This is a genomic window from Sphingomonas sp. GCM10030256 (assembly GCF_042666415.1).
Taxonomy (GTDB): Bacteria; Pseudomonadota; Alphaproteobacteria; order Sphingomonadales; family Sphingomonadaceae; genus Sphingomicrobium.
In genome coordinates this window covers 760,594-786,750 of sequence record NZ_JBHTDI010000001.1, presented here as the reverse complement: position 1 = coordinate 786,750, position 26,157 = coordinate 760,594, and the positions used below count along the sequence as shown (strand labels likewise).

25 protein-coding genes are annotated in these 26,157 nt (G+C 67.7%); 15 read left to right on the top strand and 10 right to left on the bottom strand.

The annotated features are described in order from the left end of the window. Positions 1-2 precede the first annotated feature (2 nt). From ACFQPG_RS03775 to ACFQPG_RS03765, 3 genes are read left to right on the top strand one after another with little or no spacing between them, the layout of a single operon-like run. The gene (locus ACFQPG_RS03775; RefSeq protein ID WP_380810428.1) at positions 3-455 is read left to right on the top strand and encodes a disulfide bond formation protein B; all 453 of its coding nucleotides are present in this window, start codon (positions 3-5) and stop codon (positions 453-455) included. Then, positions 431-994 (top strand): demethoxyubiquinone hydroxylase family protein, encoded by a 564-nt coding sequence (locus tag ACFQPG_RS03770; RefSeq protein ID WP_380810427.1) that lies wholly within the window; start codon positions 431-433, stop codon positions 992-994. Before ACFQPG_RS03775 ends, ACFQPG_RS03770 begins: the two co-directional genes overlap by 25 nt. A 44-nt stretch (positions 995-1,038) precedes the next feature. Beyond that, a complete protein-coding gene (locus ACFQPG_RS03765) occupies positions 1,039-1,452 on the top strand; it encodes a hypothetical protein (protein ID WP_380810426.1) in 414 nt (137 codons plus the stop codon). Here the strand turns inward: ACFQPG_RS03765 and ACFQPG_RS03760 are convergent, their stop codons facing one another. Further along, positions 1,453-2,298 carry an MBL fold metallo-hydrolase gene (locus ACFQPG_RS03760; protein WP_380810425.1) on the bottom strand — a complete coding sequence of 282 codons (846 nt, stop codon included), beginning with the start codon at positions 2,296-2,298 and terminating at the stop codon, positions 1,453-1,455. Between the two features lie 113 nt (positions 2,299-2,411). On the opposite strand from ACFQPG_RS03760, the gene ACFQPG_RS03755 reads away from it, so the two are divergent. From ACFQPG_RS03755 to ACFQPG_RS03745, 3 genes are all read left to right on the top strand, one after another. Continuing rightward, positions 2,412-3,209 carry a DUF1206 domain-containing protein gene (locus tag ACFQPG_RS03755; protein ID WP_380810424.1) on the top strand — a complete coding sequence of 266 codons (798 nt, stop codon included), beginning with the start codon at positions 2,412-2,414 and terminating at the stop codon, positions 3,207-3,209. Positions 3,210-3,271: 62 nt separating this feature from the next. Next, on the top strand, positions 3,272-4,516 hold the full coding sequence (locus ACFQPG_RS03750) for a putative DNA modification/repair radical SAM protein (protein ID WP_380810423.1): 1,245 nt from the start codon (positions 3,272-3,274) through the stop codon (positions 4,514-4,516). Beyond that, the gene (locus tag ACFQPG_RS03745; RefSeq protein WP_380810422.1) at positions 4,516-5,982 is read left to right on the top strand and encodes a UdgX family uracil-DNA binding protein; all 1,467 of its coding nucleotides are present in this window, start codon (positions 4,516-4,518) and stop codon (positions 5,980-5,982) included. The genes ACFQPG_RS03750 and ACFQPG_RS03745 overlap by 1 nt, the downstream gene beginning before the upstream one ends. A 15-nt stretch (positions 5,983-5,997) precedes the next feature. On the opposite strand, the gene ACFQPG_RS03740 is transcribed toward ACFQPG_RS03745, so the two are convergent. From ACFQPG_RS03740 to ACFQPG_RS03725, 4 genes are all read right to left on the bottom strand, one after another. Beyond that, a complete protein-coding gene (locus tag ACFQPG_RS03740; RefSeq protein WP_380810421.1) occupies positions 5,998-8,094 on the bottom strand; it encodes a TonB-dependent receptor in 2,097 nt (698 codons plus the stop codon). A 119-nt stretch (positions 8,095-8,213) separates the two neighbouring features. After that, positions 8,214-11,621, bottom strand: a complete 3,408-nt coding sequence (smc, locus tag ACFQPG_RS03735; protein ID WP_380810419.1) for a chromosome segregation protein SMC — start codon at positions 11,619-11,621, stop codon at positions 8,214-8,216. 30 nt (positions 11,622-11,651) lie between these two features. Further along, positions 11,652-12,398 (bottom strand): DsbA family protein, encoded by a 747-nt coding sequence (locus ACFQPG_RS03730; protein ID WP_380810417.1) that lies wholly within the window; start codon positions 12,396-12,398, stop codon positions 11,652-11,654. An 8-nt stretch (positions 12,399-12,406) separates the two neighbouring features. Continuing rightward, positions 12,407-12,955: a DUF721 domain-containing protein gene (locus ACFQPG_RS03725; protein ID WP_380810415.1), complete on the bottom strand. Its 549-nt coding sequence runs from the start codon at positions 12,953-12,955 to the stop codon at positions 12,407-12,409. Between the two features lie 27 nt (positions 12,956-12,982). On the opposite strand from ACFQPG_RS03725, the gene ACFQPG_RS03720 reads away from it, so the two are divergent. From ACFQPG_RS03720 to ACFQPG_RS03705, 4 genes are all read left to right on the top strand, one after another. Then, positions 12,983-13,978, top strand: a complete 996-nt coding sequence (locus tag ACFQPG_RS03720) for an A/G-specific adenine glycosylase (RefSeq protein WP_380810414.1) — start codon at positions 12,983-12,985, stop codon at positions 13,976-13,978. After that, positions 13,968-14,813, top strand: coding sequence for an NAD(+) diphosphatase (gene nudC / locus ACFQPG_RS03715; protein WP_380810412.1), 846 nt, complete (start codon positions 13,968-13,970; stop codon positions 14,811-14,813). Before ACFQPG_RS03720 ends, nudC begins: the two co-directional genes overlap by 11 nt. A 64-nt stretch (positions 14,814-14,877) precedes the next feature. After that, the gene (locus ACFQPG_RS03710) at positions 14,878-15,618 is read left to right on the top strand and encodes a c-type cytochrome (RefSeq protein WP_380810410.1); all 741 of its coding nucleotides are present in this window, start codon (positions 14,878-14,880) and stop codon (positions 15,616-15,618) included. A gap of 13 nt (positions 15,619-15,631) precedes the next feature. Beyond that, complete coding sequence (locus ACFQPG_RS03705; RefSeq protein ID WP_380810408.1) at positions 15,632-16,075, top strand: DUF1801 domain-containing protein; 444 nt, start codon at positions 15,632-15,634, stop codon at positions 16,073-16,075. Here the strand turns inward: ACFQPG_RS03705 and ACFQPG_RS03700 are convergent. From ACFQPG_RS03700 to sdhC, 5 genes are all read right to left on the bottom strand, one after another. Next, positions 16,051-16,932, bottom strand: a complete 882-nt coding sequence (locus ACFQPG_RS03700; protein ID WP_380810406.1) for an LOG family protein — start codon at positions 16,930-16,932, stop codon at positions 16,051-16,053. The genes ACFQPG_RS03705 and ACFQPG_RS03700 overlap by 25 nt on opposite strands. Before the next feature lie 58 nt (positions 16,933-16,990). After that, positions 16,991-18,394: a cell envelope integrity protein CreD gene (creD, locus tag ACFQPG_RS03695; protein ID WP_380810404.1), complete on the bottom strand. Its 1,404-nt coding sequence runs from the start codon at positions 18,392-18,394 to the stop codon at positions 16,991-16,993. A gap of 94 nt (positions 18,395-18,488) precedes the next feature. Further along, on the bottom strand, positions 18,489-20,294 hold the full coding sequence (gene sdhA / locus ACFQPG_RS03690) for a succinate dehydrogenase flavoprotein subunit (RefSeq protein ID WP_380810402.1): 1,806 nt from the start codon (positions 20,292-20,294) through the stop codon (positions 18,489-18,491). Then, entirely contained in the window at positions 20,294-20,725 is a 432-nt protein-coding gene (gene sdhD / locus ACFQPG_RS03685; protein WP_380810401.1) for a succinate dehydrogenase, hydrophobic membrane anchor protein, read from the bottom strand. Before sdhD ends, sdhA begins: the two co-directional genes overlap by 1 nt. Then, complete coding sequence (gene sdhC / locus ACFQPG_RS03680) at positions 20,722-21,120, bottom strand: succinate dehydrogenase, cytochrome b556 subunit (protein WP_380810400.1); 399 nt, start codon at positions 21,118-21,120, stop codon at positions 20,722-20,724. Before sdhC ends, sdhD begins: the two co-directional genes overlap by 4 nt. Before the next feature lie 148 nt (positions 21,121-21,268). Between sdhC and ACFQPG_RS03675 the strand changes: the two genes are divergently transcribed. From ACFQPG_RS03675 to ACFQPG_RS03655, 5 genes are all read left to right on the top strand, one after another. Next, positions 21,269-22,609, top strand: coding sequence for a methyl-accepting chemotaxis protein (locus tag ACFQPG_RS03675; protein ID WP_380810398.1), 1,341 nt, complete (start codon positions 21,269-21,271; stop codon positions 22,607-22,609). Between the two features lie 57 nt (positions 22,610-22,666). Further along, positions 22,667-23,368: an SDR family NAD(P)-dependent oxidoreductase gene (locus ACFQPG_RS03670; RefSeq protein WP_380810396.1), complete on the top strand. Its 702-nt coding sequence runs from the start codon at positions 22,667-22,669 to the stop codon at positions 23,366-23,368. Next, positions 23,358-24,269 (top strand): subclass B3 metallo-beta-lactamase, encoded by a 912-nt coding sequence (gene bla, locus ACFQPG_RS03665; protein WP_380810394.1) that lies wholly within the window; start codon positions 23,358-23,360, stop codon positions 24,267-24,269. The genes ACFQPG_RS03670 and bla overlap by 11 nt, the downstream gene beginning before the upstream one ends. Further along, the gene (locus tag ACFQPG_RS03660) at positions 24,266-25,141 is read left to right on the top strand and encodes a 50S ribosomal protein L11 methyltransferase (protein WP_380810392.1); all 876 of its coding nucleotides are present in this window, start codon (positions 24,266-24,268) and stop codon (positions 25,139-25,141) included. The genes bla and ACFQPG_RS03660 overlap by 4 nt, the downstream gene beginning before the upstream one ends. Positions 25,142-25,442: 301 nt before the next feature. Next, positions 25,443-26,045: a cupin domain-containing protein gene (locus ACFQPG_RS03655; RefSeq protein WP_380810390.1), complete on the top strand. Its 603-nt coding sequence runs from the start codon at positions 25,443-25,445 to the stop codon at positions 26,043-26,045. The last annotated feature ends 112 nt before the right edge of the window (positions 26,046-26,157 follow it).

Sequence of the window (26,157 nt, the reverse complement as noted above, 5' to 3'; positions counted from 1 at the left end):
GGATGGCGCAGTGGATCGCGTGGCTGGTCCCGGCTGCCCTGCTCGCCGGAGCGCTTGGTTCGCAGCACCTGGGCGGCCTGCACCCGTGCGAGATGTGCTACTGGCAGCGTTACCCGCATTGGGCTGCAATCGCGCTAGCCGGATTTTCGTTCTTCGCGGTCGGAGCGCGGCGCCCACTGGTGATCCTGGCGGCACTGGCCATTGCCCTCTCCGGCGCCATCGGGGTGTTCCATGCCGGCGTAGAGCTCGGCTGGTGGGAAGGTCTCACCACCTGTGCATCGACCGCAACCGGCGGCAGCCCCGCCGACCTGCTCAACTCGATCATGAACACGCCGCTGGTCCGCTGCGACCAGGTCCAGTTCGCCTTCTTCGGCATTTCCATGGCCGGCTGGAACGCGCTCATCTCCCTCACGACCGCTGGAGCCGTCGCATGGCTGACCCTGCGCCGCCGCTGACCCAGCCGCGCTGGCGGCCGGGCGACCGCCGCCCGGACAGCGCGTCCATGCTGCGCGTCGACCAGGCCGGCGAGTTCGGCGCGACCCGCATCTATGCCGGGCAGTTGGCCGTACTGCGCCGCTCGTCGCCCGCAGCGCACCTGGTCGCCCGGATGGCCGGCCAGGAGGCACGTCACCTCAAGCGCTTCAACCATCTGCTTGCCGAGCGGCGGGTGCGTCCCACTTTGCTCCACCCCTTGTGGCATGTTGGCGGGTTTGCGCTGGGGGCGGTCAGCGCGCTGATCTCCGAAGAGGCGGCGATGGCCTGCACCGACGCGGTCGAAACGGAGATCGACAAGCATTACGAGGAGCAGCTGCGCGAGCTTGGCGACAGCGACCCGGAGCTTTCGGCCGACATTCTCGAATTCCAGGCCGAGGAGCTGGAACATCGCGACACCGCTCGCGAAGCGGGGGCGATGGACGCGCCGGCATACCCCGTCTTCACTACCGTCATCCGCGGCATCTGCCGGGTGGCGATCGAACTTTCCAAGCGGATCTAGGGAACGGCTCGGCGGCTTGCCCGCTGTAGCCTCGAAAGGAAGCAATGATGTTCAGAGTACAGGCTCCTCTCGCTGCGCTCGCGCTTACGGGCGCATTCGCCGCGGCGGGCATGGCGCCGGCGGCGGCGCAGGGCACCAGCGGCCGGATCGCCGAGATCATCGTCTATGGCACCGACCCCTGCCCACGCTCGACCGACGACGAAGTGGTGGTCTGCGCCCGCAAGCCCGAAGCCGAACGCTACCGCATTCCGGAGTCCCTGCGCGCCGGTGGCTCTCTGCAAAGCCGCCAGTCGTGGGCGGAGCGCGCCAAGAGCTTTGAGACCGTCGGCCGCACGGGCATCAACAGCTGTTCCGCCGTCGGCCCCGGCGGGCATACCGGCTGCTTGCAGCAGATCATCGACCAGGCTCGCGCCGAGCAGCGCGAGGAAGCCACCGGAAACACCCCGCCAGAACTGTGATCAGTCTCCGCTGACTTTGGCCGCCATGCGGTCGAACTCGGCAAGGTCGTGGGCGCAGAACAGGCGGACGTCGCCCGCATGATCCACGGATAGCCGCCGAAGCCGCGCCTGGTTCGCTAGCCGCGCGCTTCGGTCGACTTCCATCATCCGCTGGTAGAAGCGCATGCCGGGCGTACAGCTGCGCTTGAGCGATCCGACCTCGCCATGGTGGAAGTAAGCGTCGGCAGCGTAGAACAGCCAGCCCGCGCCGGTGTCGATCGCCACCCCGCTATGCCCCCAGGTGTGCCCGGCCAGTGGCACCAGCAGGATCTCCGGCGGCAGCCCGTCTAGGTCCCGGACCGCGTCGAAGCCCATCCATCTCTCGCCGCGGCCCATCGGGTACAGCTTCCAATTCTCCACCTCGTCCCATTGCACCGGCCGGTAGCGGCGAGTGCCGACGAACGCCCCGCCCCGCTGCTCGTCGGCGACCTCCTTTTCCCGAGCGGTCAGGTGGACTGCCGCATTGGGAAAGTCCTCCAGCCCGCCAGCGTGGTCGAAATCGAGGTGCGAAATGATGATGTGGCGCACGTCCTCGGCGCGGAAGCCAAGCGAGCGAATCTGATGGGCCGCGGTCTCCTCCTCGCGAAATTGGGGCTGGTTCAGCGAGCGAAAGAATTTCGACAGGCGCGAGCGGCGGCGGATGTCCCCTCGCCCGACCCCAGTATCGATCAGCACCAGCCCGGCGTCGCTTTCGATCAACAGGCAGTGGCAGACGATGTGCCCATGAAGCAGCCCCCGGCTTTCGCCGTCGAACAGCCGCCCCCCCCATGGACAGCAGGTTCCGCAATTCAGATGATGGATGCGCACCGGCCAGTCTCCTTACCGCTCGCGAACGAACCACGTCGTGCGGCGCCGCAGAGGTTTCGCCTGCGGAACGGACCAGCCGGCGAACCGTTACCGGAACGAACAAGGGGACGACCATGGCCGCAAGCGCACGCCTGACCACATTGACCCGCCTGGGCTTTGCCGCCCGGGGGCTGCTCTACATCGTGATCGCTTTCCTGGTGATCCGCGCCGGACGCGCCGAGGACCCCAGCGGAGCGCTGGAATATTTGGGTCAGGGCGGGGGCAAGTGGCTGCTGATCCTGATGGCCGCCGGCTTCGTCGCGTACGGCATCTGGCGGCTCAGCGATGCCGCGTTCAACGTGGAACAGCATGAACCCGGCAACAGGGGCCTGCGCGAGCGGGTCGGAGCCGCGGCCAGCGGCCTCGTTCATCTGTTCCTCGCCTGGCAGGCCGTGAGGCTGATCCAGGGCTCAGCCGGGGAGAGCGGCGGCGCGGCGCAAGAAGGCGCGCAGACCACGCTCAGTCTTCCCGGGGGCCAGTTGATGCTGCTGCTGGCTGGATTGATCCTCGTCGGGGTCGGCCTGTTCCAGTTCGTCAAGGCGAGCAAAGATAGCTTCTGCGACACGCTCGATTCGTCGGTTGCACGCCAGCCGTGGGTCAAGTGGCTCGGCCGCGCCGGTTATTCGGCGCGCGGCCTCGTGTTCCTGATCAGTGGCTTCTTCCTCGCCAAGGCGGGATTGGCGGACCGGTCGAGCGAAGCCGGCGGGATGAGCGAGGCGCTCACCTGGCTGACCAGCCCTTGGGATGTGCTCGTCGCCATCGGCCTGCTGATGTTTGGTCTGTTCAGCCTGGTGGAAGCTCGGTACCGCGTGATCCACGACGTGCCTGTGGATGGCCTCGCGAGCAAGGCCCGGTCGAAGCTGCCGGTCTGAGCTAAGCGCCGGAAAACGCTTGAAAGCTGGACTTAGGCGCTCCAGGAACATATATCGAACAGATGGCGCAGCTCGACACCCGCGAGAAGTTGGCGATCCTCGCGGATGCGGCAAAATATGATGCGTCCTGCGCTTCGTCGGGAACATCGAAACGGGACAGCCGCAACGGCAAGGGCGTGGGTTCAAGCGAGGGCATGGGTATTTGCCACGCCTACGCGCCCGACGGCCGCTGCATCAGCCTGCTCAAGATCCTGCTGACCAACAGCTGCATCTTCGACTGTCATTATTGCATCAATCGCAAGAGCTCCAACGTCCGTCGCGCCCGATTCACGGCACAGGAAGTGGTTCAGCTCACACTCGCCTTTTACAAGCGCAACTATATCGAGGGCCTGTTCCTCTCCTCCGGCATCATTCGCTCATCCAACTACACGATGGAGCAGCTGGTCGAGGTCGCCCGCTCCCTGCGCGAAGATCACGACTTTCGTGGCTACATTCACCTCAAGACCATCCCCGATGCGGACCCCGAATTGGTGCGCCAGGCCGGGCTCCATGCCGACCGGGTGTCGATCAACGTCGAGCTTCCCACCGAGCCGGGGCTGCAGCGCCTTGCGCCGGAAAAAAGCGCACCGCGGATTGAGGGGGCGATGCGCGACATGAAGGGCGCGATCGAGGACGGCAAGGACGCGAGGAAGAAGTACAAGAGCGCTCCCCTTTTCGCTCCGGGGGGCCAATCGACGCAGATGATCGTCGGCGCCGACGCGGCCACCGACGGCGACATCGTCCGCAAGGCGTCGACCCTGTACGACCGCTTCTCGCTCCGTCGCGTGTACTATTCCGCCTTCTCCCCGATTCCGGATGCCAGCGCGGTGCTGCCGCTGCAGCGCCCGCCGCTGTTGCGCGAGCATCGGCTTTACCAGTCTGATTGGCTGATGCGCTTCTACGGCTTCAAGCCGGCCGAAGTGGTCAGTGCTGCGGACGAGAGCGGCATGTTGCCGCTCGATATCGACCCCAAACTCGCCTGGGCTTTGAAGTTTCGCGAGCACTTCCCGGTCGACGTCAACCGCGCTGGCCGCGAGCAATTGCTTCGCGTTCCGGGGCTCGGGACCAAGGCAGTCGACCGCATCCTGAAGTCCCGCCGCTTCCGCACCTTCACCCTCGACGATGTCGCCCGGCTGACGGTCAGCATCACTAAGGTGCGCCCGTTCATCGTCACGAGCGACTGGCGTCCGACACTGCTGACCGATCGGGCCGACCTCAAGAGCTTGGTGCACCGCAAGACCGAGCAGCTGGAGCTGTTCGCCGCCTGATGGCCTCGCCGCCGCAGACCGACCCAGTGCGGATTACTGTATCCGGCGCGGACGACTTCGAAGGCTGGCGCGAGTCGGCTCGCAACCTTGCCGACGCCGGGGTCGAGCCCGCGCGGGTGGTGTGGACGGTCGAGGGGAGCGACGGCGACCTGTTCGCCGGCGAGGCTCCGAAGCCCGACCTCGCACCAAGCTTCTCCGTTCCCCGTCCCTTCGTCGATCTCGCCAAGGCCGTGGTCTGTCATTCCGACCCGGAGCGTTTCGCCCTGCTCTACGCCTTGCTGTGGAAGCTCCGGACCAATCGGCAGGCGCTCGAGGACCGGGCCGACCCCTTGGTCGACCGGCTGGAGCGCCTGGCCAAGGAAGTCCGCCGCGACGCGCACAAGATGCACGCCTTTGTCCGCTTCCGCGAAGTGGCGGAGGAGGATGGGGGCACACGCTTCATCGCATGGTTCGAGCCCGACCACCACATCGTCCGCCGCGAGGCCGGCTTCTTTGTGCGCCGCTTCGCAAACATGCGCTGGTCGATCCTGACGCCCGAGCTGTCGATCCACTGGGACGGTGAGGTTGTCACCGAGGGACCCGGCGCCATCCGCGCCGATGCCCCCGATGGCGATCCGCTCGAGGAGACATGGAAGACCTATTACGCCTCCATCTTCAACCCGGCCCGGCTCAAGGTGAAGGCGATGACCAAGGAGATGCCCAGGAAATATTGGCGCAACATGCCGGAAACCTCGCTCGTTGCGCCCCTGATCGCCGGAGCGCGGGCACGGGAGCTGGAGATGATTGACCGTAGCGCCGGGAAGGACGGCATGGACGCCGCGATTGCAGCCGAACGGCGGCTGGAGCCCGGCGGCAATCTGCGCGCTGCGTGGGAAGCCCTGATGACGGACGCGCGCTCCTGTACCCGCTGCGAGCTGTACAAGTGCGGCACCCAGACCGTGTTCGGCGAAGGCCCGCTGGACGCCCGAATCCTGTTCGTTGGGGAGCAGCCGGGCGACCAGGAGGATCTGGCCGGGCGGCCGTTCGTCGGCCCCGCCGGACAGCTATTCAACTCCTCGCTGGAACAGGCCGGCATCGACCGGAGCCAGACCTACGTCACCAATGCCGTCAAGCACTTCAAGTTCGAGCAGCGCGGCAAGCGGCGTATCCACAGCAAGCCCGATGCCGGCGAGATCGAGGCGTGCCGCTGGTGGCAGGAACAGGAACGCGCACTGATCAAGCCATCGCTGACCGTCGCGCTTGGCGCCACCGCGGCACGCTCGCTGACTGGCAAGACTCTGACCATCAGCCGCGCGCGCGAAGCGCCGCTGATCCTTGCCGACGGGAGCGAGTGCTGGGTGACGGTGCACCCCAGTTTCCTGCTGCGCATCCCCGAAGAGGACCGCCGGGCCGAGGAGCGCACGCGGTTCGTCAGCGACCTGAAACGGATCAAGGCACGGTCGGAAGAACTGAGTACCCCGGCGTAGGCCGGGGCAGTAGATTTAGAAATCCGCGCGCAAGGTCAGGCGGGCCGTCCGCGGCGCACCCGGCGCGATATTATTGTCGTTGTGCGCGGTCGGGAAATAATCGACGCCGAACAGATTCTCGACGTTGAGCTGCGCCTCGATCCCGGCGGTCACCCGGTAATAGGCCGCGCCGTCCACCCGCGCATAGCCGGGCAGCTCCACTGCATTGCTGATCGATGCGTAGCTCTTCGATCTCGCGAGGACGCCCAGCCCCAGTGCCCACGGCTTGCTCAGCTGATACTTGGTCCACAGGGATCCGCTATGCCGCGGCACAGCCGGCACTTCACAGTCGCCGCTGGGGCAGGCCGTGGTCGCTTTGGTCACTTCGGCATCCTGTAGCGCATAGCCTGCAGACACCTGCCACCGCGCATTGATGCTGCGCTCCAAGCCAAGCTCCAGGCCGCGAGTGCGCTGCTCGCCAGAGAGCAGGAAGAAGCCGGGCCGCGCCGGATCGCCGACCCGGCTGTTGCTGCGATCGAGCTGATAGATGGCCGCAGTGGCAAGCAATCCCGCGAGCGGTTCCCACTTGGCGCCAAGCTCGAGATTGTCGAACCGCTCCGGCTTGAGTTCGCCGAGCACCGGCGTCAGGCCGCTGAACTGATCGCCCGCCTGCGGCAGGTAGGAGCGGCTGTAGCTGCCATACAGCGACAGGTTGCGGCGCGGCTTCACGATCAAGCCCAGGCGCGGCGACACCAGCTCGTCCGTGCGGCCGACGGTGGCCACACCCGCGCGCTCATCGTCGACGCTCAGGCGAAAGCGATCGAAGCGCAGCCCTGCAACGATCTCGACGAAATCGGAGGGACGAACCTGCGTCTGGACATAGCCGGCCGCGACCGTGGTGCGGGTCCGGTTGTCGGCATCGCTCGCGGCACGGACATAGACTACGCCGCGGTCCACCGTCGGATCGGCGAGCGTGATTCGGTTGCCGCCTGCGATCGCTCCGCTCAAGCGCTGGTTGCGGCTGGTCTGCCGGCCAAGCTCCACGCCCACCAGCCAGGTCTGGTCGATGCCGGCTAGGCTGCCAGTCCAGACGAGATCGGTCTGGCTGAGCAGGTTCCGACGGTCGTTGCGGCTGTTGTAGGCGCCGAGGTTGAGACCGGGCTGACCGCCCTGCCCCGTCACTGCGCTGTTTGGATAGATGTTCTGGTAGAACTTGTCATAGTTCGCCAGCAGCGTGCGGTGACGGAGCGTCAGCGCGTCACTGAAGCCGTGTTCGACGGCCAGGCTGCCGATCTGCACGTCGGCGTCCGAGAAACTGTCGTCCGGATCGCCAAAGAAGGTACGGTCGAACCCCTTCAACGGCTTGCCGTCGAGCGAAGGCACCCCGCGGTCGGTGGTGCGGCGATCGTGGAAATATTCGTAGCCGACATCGATCCGCGTGGCCCGGCCGATCGCCACGCCAAGCGTCGGATTGATGCCGTAGCGCTTGAGGCGGGTGTCCCGGCGGAAGCTGTCGGCATCTTCCCACACGCTGTTGATCCGCACGCCGAGGGGGCCACCGAGCGCAAAGTCCAGGTCGGCCGTCCCGCGGTTACCGCCTTCACTGTCGTGGCTGACGATCACCTGCCGGTGATTGCCGAAGCTCGCGCGCTTCGTCACCCGGTTGACGATACCGCCCCCGCCGCCCCGGCCGAAGATCATCGCGTTCGGGCCCTTGAGCACCTCGACCCGGTCGAGATTGTAGAAATCGCGGAAATATTGCGCGTCGTCGCGCAGCCCGTCGACGAAGAAGTCGGCCGTGGTGTTGTTGCCGCGCAGGGTGATCTGGTCGCGGTTGCTCTCCCCGGTGCCGGGAGTCGCGCCTGGCACGAACATCAGCAGGTCGCCGATCGAACGCAGCGACTGGTCTTCGATCTGCGCTTCGGACACGATCGACATGGCTTGGGGAATGTCGCGGACCAGCGTGTCGGTCTTTGTCGCGGTGCTGGTCGCCTTGATTCCATATTCAGGACGCTGGCCGGTGACGACGATGGTCTGCTCGCCGGAGTCCGCGACCTCCTCCGCGGCGAGCGCCGGCTGCGCGAAGACGAACAGGGTCGTTGCGCCGAGCAGGACGCGAGCGGAATGAGGCACTGTTGAACTCCCATCAGGTCGATCGTTTCGACGCTGGCTTGCTACTGCTAATGCTAGTCGTTCGCAACAAGGGTGAGTAGGTGATGGGCAAACTTCATCGCTTGCGGAATTCCAATCGATTATTCCGCTGCCAGCAGGGTCTCCGCGTCGCCCAGATCGACCGATACCAGCCGGCTGACACCGCGCTCGATCATCGTCACTCCGTACAGCCGGTGCATCCGGCTCATGGTCACGGCATTGTGAGTGACGATCAGGTAGCGCGTGTCGGTCTCCGCGGTCATCCGCGCGAGCAGGTCGCAGAACCGCTCGACATTGGCATCGTCCAAGGGCGCATCGACCTCGTCCAGCACGCAGATCGGCGCCGGATTGGTCAGGAACAGCGCGAAGATCAGCGCCACCGCGGTCAGCGCCTGCTCACCGCCGGACAGCAGGGTCAGCGCGGCCAGGCGCTTGCCCGGGGGTTGCGCCATGATCTCCAGCCCCGCCTCAAGCGGGTCGTCGCTCTCGATCAGCTCCAGGTGCGCCTGCCCACCGTCGAACAGAGTGGTGAACAGGCTCCGGAAATGACGGTCGACCTGCTCGTAGGCTTCCAGCAGCCGCACCCGGCCCTCGCGGTTCAAGGCGCCGATCGAGCCGCGCAGCCGGTTGATCGCCTCCTGTAATTCATCTCGCTCCGCCGCCCCTCGGGTGCGGCTGTCGTCCAGCTCGGCCAGTTCCTGTTCAGCGACGAGATTGACCGGCCCGATCCGCTCGCGGTCCGCGGTCAGCCGCTCCAGCAACGCGGAGTCCTTGGCAGGTTCGGTGGGCTCGTCGGCCGCAAAGCCCAGCTTGCCGGGAAGAAGAGGCGGCGGACATTCGAACTTTTCCCCGCAGACGCTGCCATACTCGACCCGCCGGCTGACCTGCGCCTCGGCGCGGGCGTCGGCCCCAGCCCGGCGCTCGCGCGCTTCAGCCAGCGCCTCGCCCGCCGCGGACAGCGCCTGTCCAAGCTCGGCCAGCGCCCCTTCCGCCTCGCGCTCCGCGGCAAGGGTGGCGGCGATGAGGCCCTCGGCTCGGCAGCTCTCGGCCTCCAGCTCGGCGATGCCGCGGGCAAGCTCGTCGGGTTCCCGCGCAAGTCTCGCCTGCTCCGCGGCGAGCGCTTCGGTGCGCCCAGCGGCATCGGCCAAGGTCCTTGCCGCCGCCGCAGCCCGCTCGGTCCACGCCGCTTGCTCCCGGCCCGCCGCCGCGTGCCGCTCACGGTCCGCCGCGGCGGCGCGCGCCCGAGTCGCCGCTTCCGCACGGCATTCCGCGACCGCCTGGCCACGGTCCGCCGCAGCCTTGCGGGATGCGGCGATTCCGTCGGCGAGCAGGCTGGCGTCCGGCAACCCGGCAAGCGCGCCCTCCGCCTGAGCGACCGCCGCCGCCGCAGCCGTCACCACCGGATGCAACTCCGCACGGCGCTCCTCCAGCGCGGTCCTCTGCCCTTCCAGCCGATCGAGCAGGTTGGCGGCACTGTCCTCGGCGCGGGCCGCATCCCGCGCAAAGCGTTCGGCCATCACGATCGCCTCGCGAGCCGCCTCGCCTCGTACTCGTGCAGCATTCATGGTCGCGGCCGCGGCATCGCGTCGCTCCTCCGCTGCGCGCAACGCAGCCTCAAGGGCGGGGATGGCCGCTTCGATCTCCACCAGCCGGTTCCGCCGCAGCAATTGCTCCGCCGCCGCTGCGCCCGAACCTCGCGATACGAAACCGTCCCACCGCCGCAGCTTGCCGTCACGAGTCACCAGCCGTTGCCCGAGCGCCAGCGGCTGGCCCTGGTCGGCGTCCACCACCCCGATCTGGCGCAACCGGCGGTTCAGTTCGGGCGGCGCTTCGACGTGCTCGGACAGCGCCGCCAACCCAGTCGCAAGCGGGGGATCGTCCGCCCTCGCCTCGCTGCCCTCCCAGTAACGGTCGCCCGCGGTTGCAACCGGCGCGCCCAGATCATCTCCAAGCGCAGCCGCCAGGGCGCGCTCGAACCCTGCCGCCGCCCGCACCTGTCCGAGCACGCCGGTACCGTCTGACTTGGCCAGCGCCTGCGCCAGAGCGCTTCGTTCCGACCGGGCCGCAGCCAGCGCGGCCCTTGCCGTGGCGACCTCCGTCTCCGCAGTCTCACGTTCGCCCGCCGCTGCGCCGCGCGCCTGCTCCGCCTCTGCCAGCGCCGCTTCGGCCGTCACCTGCTCCCGTTGCGCCCGGCCCCGCCGCGCTGCCGCTTCTGCCATCGCCGAGCGTTCGGCGCGGCCATCGCCGAGCTGCTGCAACTGCTCGTCCAGCCGCCGCGCCTCGGCAACGGTGCGCGCCTGCTGCGCCCGCGACGCGGCAAGCGCAGCCTCGGCGACGCTGCGTTCGGCCTTCAGCGCAGCCTCGCGTGCCAGCAGCCCCGCCAGCGCCGCTTCCACCTCCCGCGACTTGGCCTCCGCTTCGCTCAGGCTGCGCGCGATCCGGGCGCCCTGCGCTTCCGAGTCCGCCAGCCGCGTTTCGATCGCCGAGCGCTCCGCCTCCAGTGCGGCCAGCGCCGCCAGGGCGTCCTCCCGCAGCGCCTGTTCGCGGGCCCGCTGCGCATCCAACTGATGGGCCGAGCGCTCCAGTTCGACCAGCCGCCGCCGGACACTGTCCAGCCGCGCCCGCCCGGTGGCAAGCCGGTGGGCCAGTGCCTGGCTGTCCTCCCGGGCCCGTGCTGCCGCCGCGCGCCGGTCGGCAACGTGGCTCGCCGCCGCGGCCTGGGCGTCCCGCGCCTGCGCGGCCTTGGCCTGGAGGGTCGCCACCTCCTCCCCCGCCGCCATCGCCTCGTCCGCGGCCGCCTTCGCCAGCCGATCCGCGTCGGCCCAGCGGCTGTACAGCAGCCGTCCCTCGGCGAGCCGGATCCGCTCGGTCAGCGCGCGATAGCGTTCCGCCGCGCGGGCCTGGCGCCGCAACATGCCGGCCCGTGCCTCCTGGTCCGTCAGGATTTCGTCCAGCCGCTGAAGGTTGGTTTCGGTCGCCCGGAGCTTGCTCTCCGCATCCTTGCGCCGGGCGTGGAGGCCGGCGATGCCCGCCGCTTCCTCCAGCATCTGCCGCCGCTCGACGGGCTTGGCGGCGATCACCGCCCCGATCCGCCCCTGGCTGACCAGCGCCGGCGAGTGCGCCCCCGTCGCCGCGTCCGCGAACAGCAGTGACACGTCCTTCTGCCGGACGTCGCGGCCGTCGATCCGGTAGGCGGAGCCGGCGCCGCGTTCGATGCGGCGGGTGACCTCGCTCTCGTCGCCCTTGCCGCCGTCCTCAAGCAGCATCGACACTTCGGCGAAGTCGCGCGGCGGACGGGTGGCGGTGCCGGCGAAGATCACGTCTTCCATGCCCCCGCCGCGAAGCGACTTGGGGCTGCCCTCGCCCATCACCCAGCGGATGGCTTCGAGCAGGTTGGACTTGCCGCAGCCGTTGGGGCCGACGATCCCCGTCAGCCCCGGCTCGATGCGCAGCTCCGCCGGCTCGACGAAGCTCTTGAAGCCGCTGAGTTTCAGCCGGCGGATGCGCAAGTCTGTCGTCCCCCCGGTACTCAGGCCCGGCTAGCTGCCGAGCGCTTCCTTGATCTTGGGCTCCAGCGAGGCCCAGTTCGCGGCATTCTCGACCAGCTTGCCGTTGATCACGAACGCCGGAGTTCCCGGAACGTTATACTGGCTGACGGCATCGCTCTGCATCTGCACCAGCCGATCGATCTCCGCCTGGTTGGCAAGACATTGCGAGCTCTTTGCCGACGGCACGCCCCGCTGGGCGGCCCATTCCTGCAGGTTGGCGAACTTGGCCATCGCCGCGAACTGCTGAGCCGGTTGCATCCCCTGCAATGCTGCAAGCTGCTCCTGCGGCACCGCCTGGTAGCGCTCGAACACCGCCTTCTGGTCAGCGAACAGGCCATCGGTCAGCGTGAAGAAGGTCGGCGACGCGCCGGCGCAGCGCGCGACCAGCGCCATGGTGATGTCCAGCGGGTCGCGCACGAAGTTGCGGAACTCGAACGACACGTTGCCGGCCTTCACGTATTGGTCGACCAATTTGGGCATGCCCGCCTCGGAGAATTCCGCGCAGTGGGAGCAGGTCATCGAGCCGAATTCCACCAGCTTCACCTTGGCATCGGGATTGCCCATCAGCACCCCGCCCTCGGGCGTCTGGGACACCGTCTTGCTCCAGTCGCCCCCGTTGGGCGCGGCCACCGGCGCAACATTGGGCGCACCGGTCGAGGTGGCATTGCCACCTTCCGCGTTGCAGGCGCCAAGCGCCACGATCAGGGTCGCGGCAGCGGCCAGAGAGAGTTTGGTCATTGTGAAGATTACTCCGGTCGGTTGATCGGGTTGGGAAGAATTGGACCTCGCTCGACCAGCGGCGGCCCCTTGCTCGCGGCCAGGCTGGACGCGAGCGATTCGAGGCAGGCGCGGAGGCCCGGATCGGCGATTGCGCGCAGACCCTCGCCTAGTTCGGTCGGCACTGGAACCGGCTCGGGCCGAGCCGGGCGCGGCCTGCTCTTGGCCGCAGCGCCCCGGCGAAAGGCGATCTTCGCCACCGCCTGGTAGCCGAAGAAGCGATTGACCCGCTCGGTGATGGTCGGCGCCAGATGCTGCAGCAGTGGCGCATGCGCGCCTTCGACCAGCAGGGTCAGCGTACCGCCAACCTTGCGCCCGGCCGGAAAGCGGATCGATTCGGGCGTCGACACCCGGGCGTAGCGCTCACCAACGATCTCGGTCCACCGGCTGACGATCGCGCCCTGGACGAAGCCGAACCGCTTGAACGACAGCCCGGCGATGTCGCCGACCATCTCGCCGGCGGAGCGGACCCGGTTTTGGCGCTTGGGCTCTTGAGCGGCTGGCTTCTGCTTCGACATTGCGGCGGGTCATGCCATAGGCGCCCCATGAACGCCAATGCGGCAAATCGCCTGCTGGACCATTATCGAGCCAATGCACGGCAGCTGCCGTGGCGCTCGCCGCCCGGCAGCCAGCCGCCGGAGCCCTATCGCGTGTGGCTGTCGGAAGTGATGCTGCAGCAGACCACGGTTGCCGCAGTCACTCCCCGCTTCGAGCGTTTCGTACAGCGCTGGCCGACCGCCGGCGCGCTGGCCGCCGCGGCGGACGAGGACATCCTCGCCGAGTGGGCCGGCCTTGGCTATTACGCCCGTGCCCGCAACCTGATTGCCTGCGCCCGGCAAGTCGCGGCGTTAGGCGGCTTTCCGGAAACAGAGGACGAGCTTCGCAAGCTGCCCGGCGTCGGCGCGTACACCGCAGCCGCCATCGCCGCGATCGCCTTCGATCGGCGCGCGGTGGTGATCGACACCAATGTCGAGCGGGTCGTGGCCCGCCTGCATGCGCTGAAGGACAAGACCGAGGTCGCGCCACGCGCCGACGCACTGACGCCGCTCAGCGGCTGCGGCGACTTCGCGCAGGCGATGATGGATCTCGGCGCCACCATCTGCCGCCCCAAGGCGCCGCAGTGTGGTATCTGCCCCCTTCGCGCCGACTGTCGCGCCGCGCAACTCAGCTGCCCCGAAGCGTTCCCGGCGAAGGCGGAAAAGCGCGTCCGTCCGCTCCGTTTCGGAGTCGCTTACTGGTGCCGCCAGGATGACTACATCCGCCTCGTCCGCCGCGATCCCAAGGGGATGCTTGGCGGCATGGCGGCACTTCCGGGCGGCGAATGGGCCGGCGAAAGGCGGCGAGTGAATGCCATCGCCGTGATCCGCCACGACTTCACCCATTTCTCGCTCCAGCTTGAGGTCGTCGCCGCGGAAGACTCGGAGCCCGATGGCTGGTGGCAGCCGCTCGCCACGCTTGAGAAGGCCGGCCTGCCGACGCTGTACCGCAAGGCCGTCGCCGCCGCCCTGCAGGCCGAGCAGGAGCCGCGGATTGCCGCCTGAACCTTTCTTCAGCGGCAACGGCATCGACCGCGCCGATCTGCTCCGCGCCGATCCGCAGGCAATCGCGGATCTGGCCGCTCGGGCCGACGCCCGTGCCATCGTGTGGGTGGACGGGCTGCCGCAACTGGACCCGGCGGGCCGGCTGCAGTGGCGCGCGCCTTCCGACGATCCGCTGTTCCTCGGCCTCGATGACGGCGGTCCCTGCTTTTCGACTGTCCCGGCCGCGCCGCATGACTATCGCACGCAGTTCGCTGCCCTTGGCCTGCTCCACCCCGACGACGCACCCTTGTTCGCCGCCGCGCTCAGCCTCGGCAACTGGCACCGCCGCCATCGCTTCTGCGCCAATTGCGGCGCCTCTACCGCTCTCGTGCGCGGCGGCTGGTCGCGGCGCTGCGGTGCCTGCGGAGCGGAACATTTCCCGCGGGTCGATCCAGTTGTGATCATGCTCGCGGAGCATGACGGGCGCCTGCTCCTTGGCCGCCAGCCGCAGTACCCGCCCGGCCGCTATTCCGCGCTCGCCGGCTTCGTCGAGGTGGGCGAGACGCTGGAAGCGGCCGTCGCGCGGGAGTTGCACGAGGAAGCCGGGATCGCCGTCACGCACGTCCGCTATGTCGCCAGCCAGCCCTGGCCTTTCCCGTCGTCGCTGATGATCGGCTGCACTGCCCATGCGGTAGGCGACGAGCTGACGATCGATCGCACCGAGCTGGACGATGCCCGCTGGTTCACCCGGGCCGAGGTTGCCGCGGCACTGTCGGGCGACGCCGATCCGGCCTTCCTGCCGCCCCCACCATTCGCCATCGCGCACAGCCTGATCCGGCACTGGCTCGATGCTTGAAGAACACCCGCCTCCTCTTTAAAGGAGCGCCAGCTTTCCACCTTTTGTCCGGACATCCAACTCCATGAACGATCGCCACAACACCACCGCGGGATGGGTTCTGTTCGCCGGCATCGTCGCGCTCGGCGGGACTCTTGTCGCGGCCGAGGTGTTCCGCGGCGAGCGTCCGGAGAAGATGGGCTATCCGATCGAGGGCGTTGAGGCCGAAGGCGAAGGTGGGGAGGCAGAACAGCCGATCGAATTCTATCTCGCCAGTGCCGACCCGGCCAAGGGCGCCGACGTGTTCAAGAAGTGCCAGGCCTGCCACACCGTGGAGCAAGGCCAGCCGAACGGGCTCGGACCGAACCTCTACGCCACCATGGGCAAGCCGCACGGCCATGTTCCCGGCTTCGCCTATTCCCCAGCCCTCAAGGGCGTTCCGGGAAGCTGGGACTGGAATTCCATGAGCGAGTGGCTGGCCAATCCGAAGAAATATGCGCCGGGCACCAAGATGACCTTCGCCGGCCTGTCCAATCCGCAGGACCGGGCCAACGTGATCGCTTTCCTCAACAGCAAGAGCCCGTCGCCGCTGCCGCTGCCGGCCGCGCCTGCCGCCGGTGCAGCCGCCGCAACCGCTTCCACGCCAGGCGCCCCCGGAGACAAGTCGGCGGCCGAAGCCGACGATGCGGGCGCTCAGAAGGCGGAGAACGAACCGGTCCTGACCGAGCAGGAGGCTCAAAAGGGCGGCCGCGCCAACATCGGCGGCGAAGGCGCTCCAAAGGTCACCGCGCCCGGCACCACGGCAGCGCCCGCACCGAAACAGTAAGGCGGGCCGGGCGGTGAGCAGCGCAGACGCCGCCATCGCCGAGTTCATCGCCGGACTGGAACCGGAGCGCGGCGCCTTGCTCGCCCAGGTCCGGGCGATCGTGAACCAGGCGCTTCCCGACGGTTATCGGGAATCGTTCGCCCCCCGCATGATCACCTGGAGCATTCCGCTCGAAACATACCCCGACACCTACAACAAGCAGCCGCTGGCGCTCGCCGCGCTGGCCGCGCAAAAGAATCACAACGCGCTCTACCTGATGGGGCTTTATCTCTCGCCGCAGCGGAGCCGGGCGTTTGAGCAGGCCTACGCCGCCGCTGGCAAGCGGCTCGACATGGGCAAGAGCTGCCTCCGCTTCAAACGCCGCGAAGACCTATGCGAGGCCGCAATCCGCGACGCCATCGCCGCAGTTCCGGTCGACACCTACATCCGCGATTACGAGGCGACGCGAAGGCGGTGATCCTCTTCATAGTAACGGCACACGGTTGCCCAGCCTTCCTCGGCCGTTTCGCACCAGGTGATGAGGTCCAGGTCGCGCTCGGAGATCACGCCCTCCTCGACCAGCGCCTCGAAGTTCACCACCCGGTTCCAGAACTCCCGTCCGTACAGCAGGATCGGCAGCGGCCGGACCTTGCCGGTCTGGATCAGGGTCAAGAGCTCGAACATCTCGTCGAACGTGCCGAACCCGCCCGGGAACACCGCCACCGCCCTCGCGCGCAGCAGGAAGTGCATCTTGCGAAGCGCGAAATAGTGGAACTGGAAGCTTAGCGACGGAGTGACATAAGGGTTGGGCAATTGCTCGTGCGGAAGCACGATGTTGAGGCCGATCGAATCCACGCCCTCGTCGCACGCCCCGCGGTTGGCCGCCTCCATGAACGACGGCCCGCCGCCGGAGCAGACCACGAAATGGCGGCGCCCTTCGTCGTCGCGATCCACGCGGCTGGCAATTCGCGCCAATTCACGCGCCACATCATAGTAGCGCGACTTGGCCTTCAGCCGCTCCGCGATCAGCCGCTGCTTGTCGGTCTGCGCGGCTGCAAGCAACGCATCGGCCTTGGCCGGTTCGGGCACCCGCGCGGAGCCGTAGAAGACGAAGGTCGAACCGATCTTCTGCTCGTCCAGCAGCAGTTCGGGCTTCAGCAGCTCGAGCTGGAAGCGTACCGGGCGCAGGTCCTCGCGGAGCAGGAACTCATTGTCCTGGAAGGCCAGCTTGTAGGCGGGATCCTCGGTCTGCGGCGACGACGGGATGTGCTTGGCGGCTTCCGCGTCGACCTTGGACGACGGGAAAATGCGCTCGGGAGGAACTGGATCGGTCATAAGGGGGAGCGGCTTAGCGGCAGCCGCTCCCCCCGACCAGCCCCTTACCCTTGCGGCCTCAGGCGGCGGGTGCATCCGGGTCACTCCGGCGACCCCAATCGATCCGTCGGGTTGCGTACATCACCCCGGCCAGCGCGACGAACAGGAGAAGCGATCCGATCAGCAGCGAAAAGGCTTCCAGGCTGAGCAGGATATAGAGCACCGCATAAAGCCCGATCAGCAGGCCTCCGATCGCGTAAGCGCGTCGCCAGCTCTTGAGGATCGCCGCCCCATAGGCGGTGTTGAGCCCCGCGATCGCTCCCGCCGCGACCACATAAGCCGCGGCGAAGCCGATCACCTCCGCCAAGGCCAGCAGCAGCACGAAGAACAGCACCAGCGCCGCGCCCATCAGCAGATATTCGACCGGCGACACCCGCACCCCGCCGATCACGTCGAACATCAGCAGCGCAAGAAAGGTGAAGCCGACGAACAGGAAGCCGTACTTCACCGACCGGTTGACCCGCGAGTAGAGGTCGACCGGCTGGATCAGGCTGATCTCCGCCGTCTGGACGGGGCCCCGGTCAGCCATAGCCGGCGGTGGTGGCGGTTCGGTGCGAGTGCTCGGCGGGGGAGGCTCACTGACTGCGCCGGGCGTACCGGTAGTGACCAGCGCCCGTCCGAGCGCGAGGTTGCCTATGCGGTAGGAGGCGCTGAACCCCTTCTCGTCCACGCGCCGCGTGGCCGGCAGGAACGACCCGCCGAACGACGGGTGCGGCCACCGCGAGGTCACCGTCCAGCGCGTGTCGCCCGCCTGCGGTGCAAGCCCGAGCGCGCCGTTGCCGCGGAAATCATAAGCGAAAGACACCGGGATTGCCCCGCCCGCGAGCTGTGCGGAGTCGAGAAAGGCGAAGAAGCCGCGTCCGCCGTTGCTCCCGCCGCCCGGCTGCAGCCGCAACGGCCGGCCGAACGCGGTCACTCGCGGATTGGCGCCAAGCCCGCGCGGATCGCTCAGCGAGAAGCGCAGCTCCGCCCGGTCGAGCTGCAGGTCGGCCTGGGTCAGCCCAAAACGCTCGAGGTCCGGCGGAAGCGCGAACCGGGCCTGTCCGCTGACCCGCGAGTCGTAGACGACCGCTTCGTAGATCGACCGCTGGCGGCGTTCGGGGCTGATCGCGGTGGTCAGTTGGACGACTTCGGGAGCCAGCGTCAGCTCTCGGATGACGTCGCGGCTGCGGGTCACGCTTTGCCCGTTCTCGATCACCGTTTCGCTCGCCGTCGCCCGGTAGGGGATGGCGAGCACTGGCCCGGCAATCGCCTGCGGCCCGCCCCAACCGGCGGTGATCGACGCCTGCGCCTGCCGGGACTGCGATTCGCGGTCGTAGACCAGGAACCAGACCATGAAGATCGGGATCGCCAGCGCCGCGCCGATCAGGATGGTGATGAGAAGCTTGAAAGCAGGCGTTCGTTCGCCGTCGATCCGGATCACAGGCAGTCCTCACTTGCGTTGCACATGCCGGGAGGCCTGACAGTGCAGGCGCGCCCGGTCATGAGCAAGCGATGAGGAGTTGCTGAGCAGTCGCTCAGTACACCCGTGCCTTGGGCTTGATGTACTGGACGTCCTCGGTGAGCGTATATTCGTGGACAGGGCGGTAATCGATCCGCACGTTGCCGCCTTCACCGCCCCAGCCGTCCGCCCAGGCGACAGTGTGCTTCATCCAGCCGGCATCGTCGCGGTTGGGATAGTCCTCATGCATGTGCGCGCCGCGGCTTTCCTTGCGGTTGGCCGCGCAGTGCATCGTCACCACCGCCTGGCTGAGCATGTTGTCTAGCTCCAGCGTTTCCACCAGATCGGTGTTCCAGATCAGACTGCGGTCCGTGACCTTCACGTCCGCCATGCGCTTGTAGACCGCGTCGATCTTGCCGACCCCCTCGGCGAGGCTGCGCTCGGTGCGGAACACGGCACAGTCGGCCTGCATCGTCTTCTGCATCGCGAGCCGGATCTCGGATGTCGAGCTGCCGCCGTCGGCATGGCGGAAGCGGTCGAGCCGCTGGAGCGACAGGTCGGCCGAGCCTTCCGGCAGCGCCGGCTGGGCGGCGCCTGCCTTCACTACTTCGCCCAGGCGATGGCCCGCGGCACGGCCGAACACGACAAGGTCGATCAGGCTGTTGGAGCCGAGGCGGTTGGCGCCATGCACCGAAACGCAGGCGGCTTCGCCGACCGCGAACAGGCCGGGCACCACCGCGTCCGGATTGCCGTCGCGCAGCGTCACCACTTCGCCATGATAGTTCGTCGGGATGCCGCCCATGTTGTAGTGGACGGTCGGGGTGACCGGGATCGGCTCGCGGGTCAGGTCGACGCCGGCGAAGATCTTCGCGGTCTCGGTGATGCCCGGGAGCCGCTCGGCCAGGATCTTCGGGTCGATATGGTCGAGGTGAAGGAAGATGTGGTCGCCTTCCTTGCCGACACCCCGTCCTTCGCGGATCTCCATCGCCATCGAGCGCGACACGACGTCGCGGCTGGCCAGATCCTTGGCGCTCGGTGCGTAACGCTCCATGAAGCGCTCGCCGGCCGAGTTGGTGAGGTACCCGCCCTCGCCGCGCGCGCCTTCGGTGATCAGCACGCCCGCGCCGTAGATGCCGGTCGGGTGGAACTGGACGAACTCCATGTCCTGCAGCGGCAGGCCGGCACGAAGCACCATCGCATTGCCGTCGCCGGTGCAGGTATGCGCCGACGTCGCCGAGAAATAGCAGCGCCCATAGCCGCCGGTCGCAAGGACCACCGCCTGCGCCCGGAAGCGATGGATCGAACCATCGTCCATGCACAGCGCAACCACGCCGCGGCATTCGCCATCAACCATGATCAGGTCGAGCGCGAAATACTCCACGAAGAAGTCGGCGTCGTAGCGCAGACTCTGCTGGTACAGCGTATGGAGCATCGCATGGCCAGTCCGGTCGGCGGCGGCGCAGGTGCGCTGGGCGGCCGGGCCCTCGCCCATGTTCTGGGTCATGCCCCCGAACGCGCGCTGGTAGATGCGACCGTCGTCGGTGCGGCTGAACGGCATGCCGTAATGCTCAAGCTCGTAGACCGCCGCCGGAGCTTCGCGGGTCAGATATTCGATCGCGTCCTGGTCGCCGAGCCAGTCGGAGCCCTTGACCGTATCGTACATGTGCCAGGTCCAGTGGTCCGGGCCCATGTTGCCGAGGCTGGCTGCGATTCCGCCCTGCGCCGCGACCGTGTGACTGCGGGTCGGGAAGACCTTGGTGATGCAGGCGGTCTTCAGGCCCTTTTCGGCCGAACCCATGGTTGCGCGGAGGCCCGCGCCGCCGGCGCCGACGACCACCACGTCGTAGACATGATCGATGATCTGGTAGGTTGTCGAACGCATCAGGATTGAGCTCCGAAGGCGATCCGGGCCAGCGCGAACAGCGCCAGCGCACCGACGCCGACATGCAGGAACAGGCTGACGATGTGCCACATCATGCGACCGCCCTCGTCACCCTGGTAGTCGTCGATCACCACCTTCACCCCTTCGAGGCTGTGCTCGAACGAGAGGTAGACGAACAGGGCCATGGGAACGAACCCGAACGGCGAGCGCAGCCATTCGACGATCGTCCCCTGGCGCAGGTCGGGCAGCAGGACCAGCGAGACCAGGAACCAGGTCCCGAGCAGCAGAAGCGCCGCCGCCGACACGCGCTCGCGGATCCAGTGGTCGCCGCCATGGTGGGCGGAGCCGAGACCCTTGACCTTACCCAGCGCCGTCTTGCCGTCCGGCACGTTGTAGCGGTCGTGGCCGCCGATGTCCTTGGGACCGGTCATTTCGCGTCGCTCAGCAGCAGATAGGCCCACAGGCCTGCGGTCAGGAGGGCGGAGCCGACGATGGTCGCGATCGCCATCGACTTGTTGGTCTTGAGTTCGAAGCCCGCGCCCACGTCCATGATCAGGTGGCGGATGCCGGACAGGGTATGCTGGAAGAACGCCCAGGTCAGGCCAATCAGGACCAGCAACCCAAGCGGATGGCCGGCCGCCGAGGCGAAATCGTCATAGCCTGCGCTCGGCCCGGACAGGGCCAGCAGCCACCAGGTCAGCAGCGCCAGCCCGGCGATCGACAGCGCCATTCCGGTCGCGCGGTGAAGGATCGAGACCAGCATGTGCGGCCCCCATCGCCAGATGGTGAGATGCGGCGACAGCGGCCGTGAAGTGTTGCGAGCCATGCAGGTTTCCGATGCGCGTTCGATTGCTGACGCCGATTAGGCCGCAGCCTCCGATTGGGCAAGGCACGACACTCGGCTTCTCCCTAACTCCCTTTTAACCACTTGGCTGCGATAGCCGCCTCACGAACTTTGGCTTGAAGAGGATGACATGGCGGCAGGACAGGGCGGGACGCAGAGCTACGATCTGGAGCGGGGTCTGGCGCTGTACGACACCAGTGGCGACCTGCCCCAGCGTTCGGCCGACCTGTGGCGGCTGATCGGCAAGGCCGAGATGGAGATCGCGCGTGAATTCTGGCGGCGATATCGGCGTTCGCCGGAGGTCCGCGAGTCCATTCCCGACGAGCAGCTGGAAAAGCTGAGCGCACGCATCCTGCCTTACCTGCGCGACAAGTTCACCCGCGTCGGGAGCCCGGAGTGGGTCAATACGGCCCGGACCTATGTCGAGGACGCGCTCGCCGCCAAGGTCAGCCTTTCAACCCTTCTGTCCGGTCTGGCCGCGGAGACCGAGGCCGCGTTCCGCGCCATCCGGGAGATCGTCGCCGATGCCGACGCGATCCCACCGCTGTGCCGCACCCTCAGCGAAGTCGAAGCGCTGGAGATCGACGTCTTCGTTCACCATGCGGTCGCCTTCACCAGCACCCAGCTCGACCATCGCCAGGCCGAGCAGGCGGGCGAGTTCAATCGCAAGGTGCTGAGCGTCGTCTCGCGCTGCACCGGCGAAAGCGACCAGCTCCGCACCCAGGCCGCCGCAACGTCGCAAAGCGCCCGCGGGATGCTGGGCAAGACCAGCGAAGTCGCCGCCGCCGCCGAACAGTCCGCCGTCGCGATGCGTGAAGCCGCCCAGACCGCCGCCGGCCTGATTCGCGCCATCGAGGACGCCCGCTCCGAAGTCGAGGTGGCCGCCGACGTCGCCACCCGCGCCGGCGACCAGGCGTGCAAGGCGGTGCAGGTCAGCGAAGCCCTGTCCGGCCACGTCGAGGCGATTGAGTCGATCCTCAGCCTGATCCGCGACATCGCCGCCCAGACCAACCTCCTCGCCCTCAACGCCACTATCGAGGCGGCGCGCGCGGGCGATGCCGGCCGCGGCTTCGCCGTCGTCGCGCAGGAGGTGAAGAGCCTCGCTTCGCAGACCGCCCGCGCCACCGACGACATCACCGCCAAGATCACCGCCATCCAGCAGGCCACCCGCCAGACGGTCGACGCCAACGGCTCGATCCAGACCACCGTCGAGGAAGTGCAGACCAGCGCGGACCGCATCCGCCAGGCGATGGAGCTCCAGGCACAGACCGTCACCATGATCACCGCCGCCGTCGATGAAACAGCGCTCGCCGCCGACTCGATGAGTTCGACCATCGCCGCGATCCGCTCCGACACCGAGAATGTCGCCCGGGACATCGACCAGGTCGAGCAGGGCTTCGGACGATTCTCCGAACAGATCAGCGACTTCCGCACCGCGACCAGCGAGTTCGTGTCGAGGTTCGCGGCGTAACCAGCTCCTCCCCCGCAGTGGCTTTCGCCACTCTGGGGGAGCAGCTAGAGCGTGGACATGAATATCCTCCTCACCGGCGCCAGCCGCGGCATCGGCGCCGCTGCCCGATCCGCGCTCGAATCCTCCGGCCACCGCGTCGCCGGCCAGTCGACCAAGGGTGACGCCACCCTCCTCGCCGCCGACTTCAGCGACCCCGCAGCACCCCGCCAGCTGTGGGACGCAGCACTTGACCAACTCGGTCAGATCGACGTGCTCATCAACAATGCCGGCGTGTTCGAGCCGTTCGACCTGACCGGCAGCGACGACGACTGGCACGCCGCCTGGGCGCGCACCATGACCGTCAACCTCCAGTCCGCCGCCGACCTCAGCCGCCTCGCCATTCAACACTGGCAGCAGCGCAAGTCCGGCGGCCGGATCGTCAACGTCGCCAGCCGCGCCGCATATCGCGGCGACTCCCCCGCGCACTGGCATTATGCGGCGTCCAAGGGCGGCATGGTCGCGATGACCAAGTCGATCGCCCGCGGCTATGCGGCGGAAGGCATCCTCGCCTTCGCGGTCACGCCCGGATTCACGGTGACCGAAATGACCGAAGATTATCTCGCCAGCCGCGGCGGCGAGAAGATTCTCGCGGACATCCCGCTCGGCCGTGTCGCCAGCGCGGCCGAAGTTGGCGAGACCATCCGCTGGCTGGCGACCGACGCGCCTCCTTCCGCGACCGGCGCGGTGATCGACGTCAACGGCGCCAGCTATGTCCGCTAGCCTCGCCCTTCTCGCACTCGCCGCGCAGCAGATCACGGTCCCGCTCGGCAAGGCCCCGCCAAAGGTTGAACTTCCCCGCGCTCCCATCGAGCGCTCCGGCCCGCAATGGGCCAGAACCTGCGGCGACTCGACCGACTGGAACAAGCCCGCTCCACCAGTCCGCATTCACGCCAACACCTATCTGGTCGGCACCTGCGGCATTTCCGCCATTCTGGTCACCGGCAGCGACGGCCACGTCCTGATCGACTCCGGCACCGAGAACGGCGCCGAGCTGGTCGCCGCCAACGTCCGCGCCCTCGGCTTCCGTCTCCGCGACGTGAAATATCTGCTGCACAGCCACGAGCATGTGGACCATGTCGGTGGAATTGCCCGGCTGGTCCAGCTCACCGGCGCCACCCTGGTCGCCTCGCCCGTGGCCGCCAAGGTCTTCGCAACCGGCGCCGCCACTCCCGACGACCCGCAGGCGGGAATGTTCAAGCCGTTTCCCGCCGCTCAGGCCGGCCGCATCGTCAAGGACGGAGACACGGTCCGCCTGGGCAACCTCATGCTCACGGCCCTGGCCACTCCGGGACACACCGCCGGAGCGCTCAGCTGGCGCTGGGAAAGCTGCGATGGCGGGGTCTGCCGGACCATGGTCTATGCCGACAGCCTGTCCCCGGTCAGCCGCGACGATTATCGCTTCAGCGACTACCCCCCTTACCTTGCCGCCTACCGGGGTTCCATCGCCAAGGTCGCCGCGAGCCGCTGCGAAATCCTCCTCACCCCGCACCCCTCCGCCAGCGCCATGAAGGAGCGAATGGCCGGCCAGCAGCCGTTGTTCGACCCCGAAGGCTGCAGGAACTATGCGGCCGCCAAGGCCAAGCAACTCGATGAGCGGCTGGCAAAGGAGGCGGGCAGGTGAGCTACCGCGTAACCCTCGCCTGCACCCGCGCCCAGGCCGAAGCACTTCCCGACGCGGACGACTCGTTCGCGGAGCGCGAGAGCCCGCCCGTTCTGGTTGCCGACGAACCCGACCCGGCCAGGCCCGACGACTGGCTGATCCACGCCTATTTTGAAGCGGAGCCGACGGCCGACGACCTCGCCCTCCTGCGCCGCCTCGCCAGCGGCGAGCCTCACACCGAGCGCCTGGGCGAAGACGATTGGGTCACCCGCAGCCAGTCCGGCCTCGAGCCGATCCGCGCGGGCCGCTTCTTCGTTCACACCCCGACCCATGCGCCGGCCGAGGAAGCGATCAATTTCGAGATCGACGCCGGCCTCGCCTTCGGCACCGGACAGCACGCCACCACCGCCGGCTGCCTCGAAGCGCTCGATCGGCTTGAGCGCGAGGGCAACAGCTTCGGCAACATCGCCGACATCGGCACCGGCACCGGCCTCCTCGCCTTCGCCGCCATGGCGCTTTGGCCTCGAGCCAAGTCCGTCGCCACCGACATCGATCCCGTCAGCATCGACGTCACCCGCGACAATGCCGCCATCAACGGCGTGAAGCTGGGACACGGCGCGGGCGAGCTCCTCCTCGCCGTCGCCGACGGCATGGACCACCCTCTCCTCACCGCCCGAGCCCCCTACGACCTCCTCATCGCCAACATCCTCGCAGGGCCGCTGATCGAGCTTGCGGAGTCGTTCGTGAAAGCTCTGGCTCCGATCGGCACACTGGTCCTCGCCGGCCTGCTCGACACGCAGGCAAAGGCGGTCGCCGAGGCCTACACGACCCGCGGCCTCACCCTCGTCGAGCGCGGCCCAGGCGAATGGCCGGTGCTGGTCCTGCGAGCGTAGGCTAAGAACCTCTTTGCCGCACGCAGCGCGGTGGGGAGAGGGACCGCTCGGCAAAGCCGAGTGGTCCACGCGCCAGTATCCTCTCGCCGCAATCAGCACCCACCTTGAGCGGTTCGGCCCCTCCACCGCCCATCCTGAAGGCTGAGCGGTCCCCTTCCCCACTCCGCTCTGCGGAGCAGGGAAGGTTCTAGCAACGTCCGCTTTCGACCCATTCCTGCCGTTAGCGGCGTAGTGGCAGCTTTCGACCCAAAGCAGACACTCGGCCAGCAATCATGTTAACCAGTGTAGCGGAGGTGCTCCGATGATGAACCGCTGCTCGCCGCTTCTATTTGCTATCGCCGCACTGCTCTGCGGGGCACCGGTCATTGCTCAACCGCATCAGGAGCCGACCGCTGCGGGTGCAAGCAAACCGCTCGTCCTTCAGCCCGGTGATGGCGAGCCGCGGATGCGGCGTCCGCCGCCGTCGTCGCTTTCCACACTGGCCGCTCCGTTCCTCATCAAGGTGGATGAGCAGAACGGCGGAGCCAAGGACTTCGTCATCTTCACAGAGGACGTGCCCGTCGGCCAGACCATCTCACCACACCGACATCCGCACTCCGAGGAGATCCTCTTCATTCATGCCGGGACGGGCACGGCGTGGCTGGACGGGAAGCAAGCCAAAGTTGGCCCCGGCACCATCATCTTCATGCCACCCCACACAGGCGTGCGCCTGACCAATGACGGCAAGCAGCCTATATCGCTGATGGCGATCTTCTCACGTCCGGGCTTCGACAAATACCAGCGGGACATATCTGTGCCAGCCGGCCAGCCAGCCAAGCCGCTCACGGTCGAGGAGCTGACAGCCATCCGGGCGAAACACACCGACTCAGTTCTCTACGACCCCCTACCGTCGAAGGCCCGCTAACGTCCGCTTTCCACCCAAAGCAGACATTCGTTGAACAATAGGATTTGGCCTGCTCCAGTCGCCCTAGCGGCCTGCCGCCCGGCTCTTTGAAATCGACAACACCCGCTCGGCT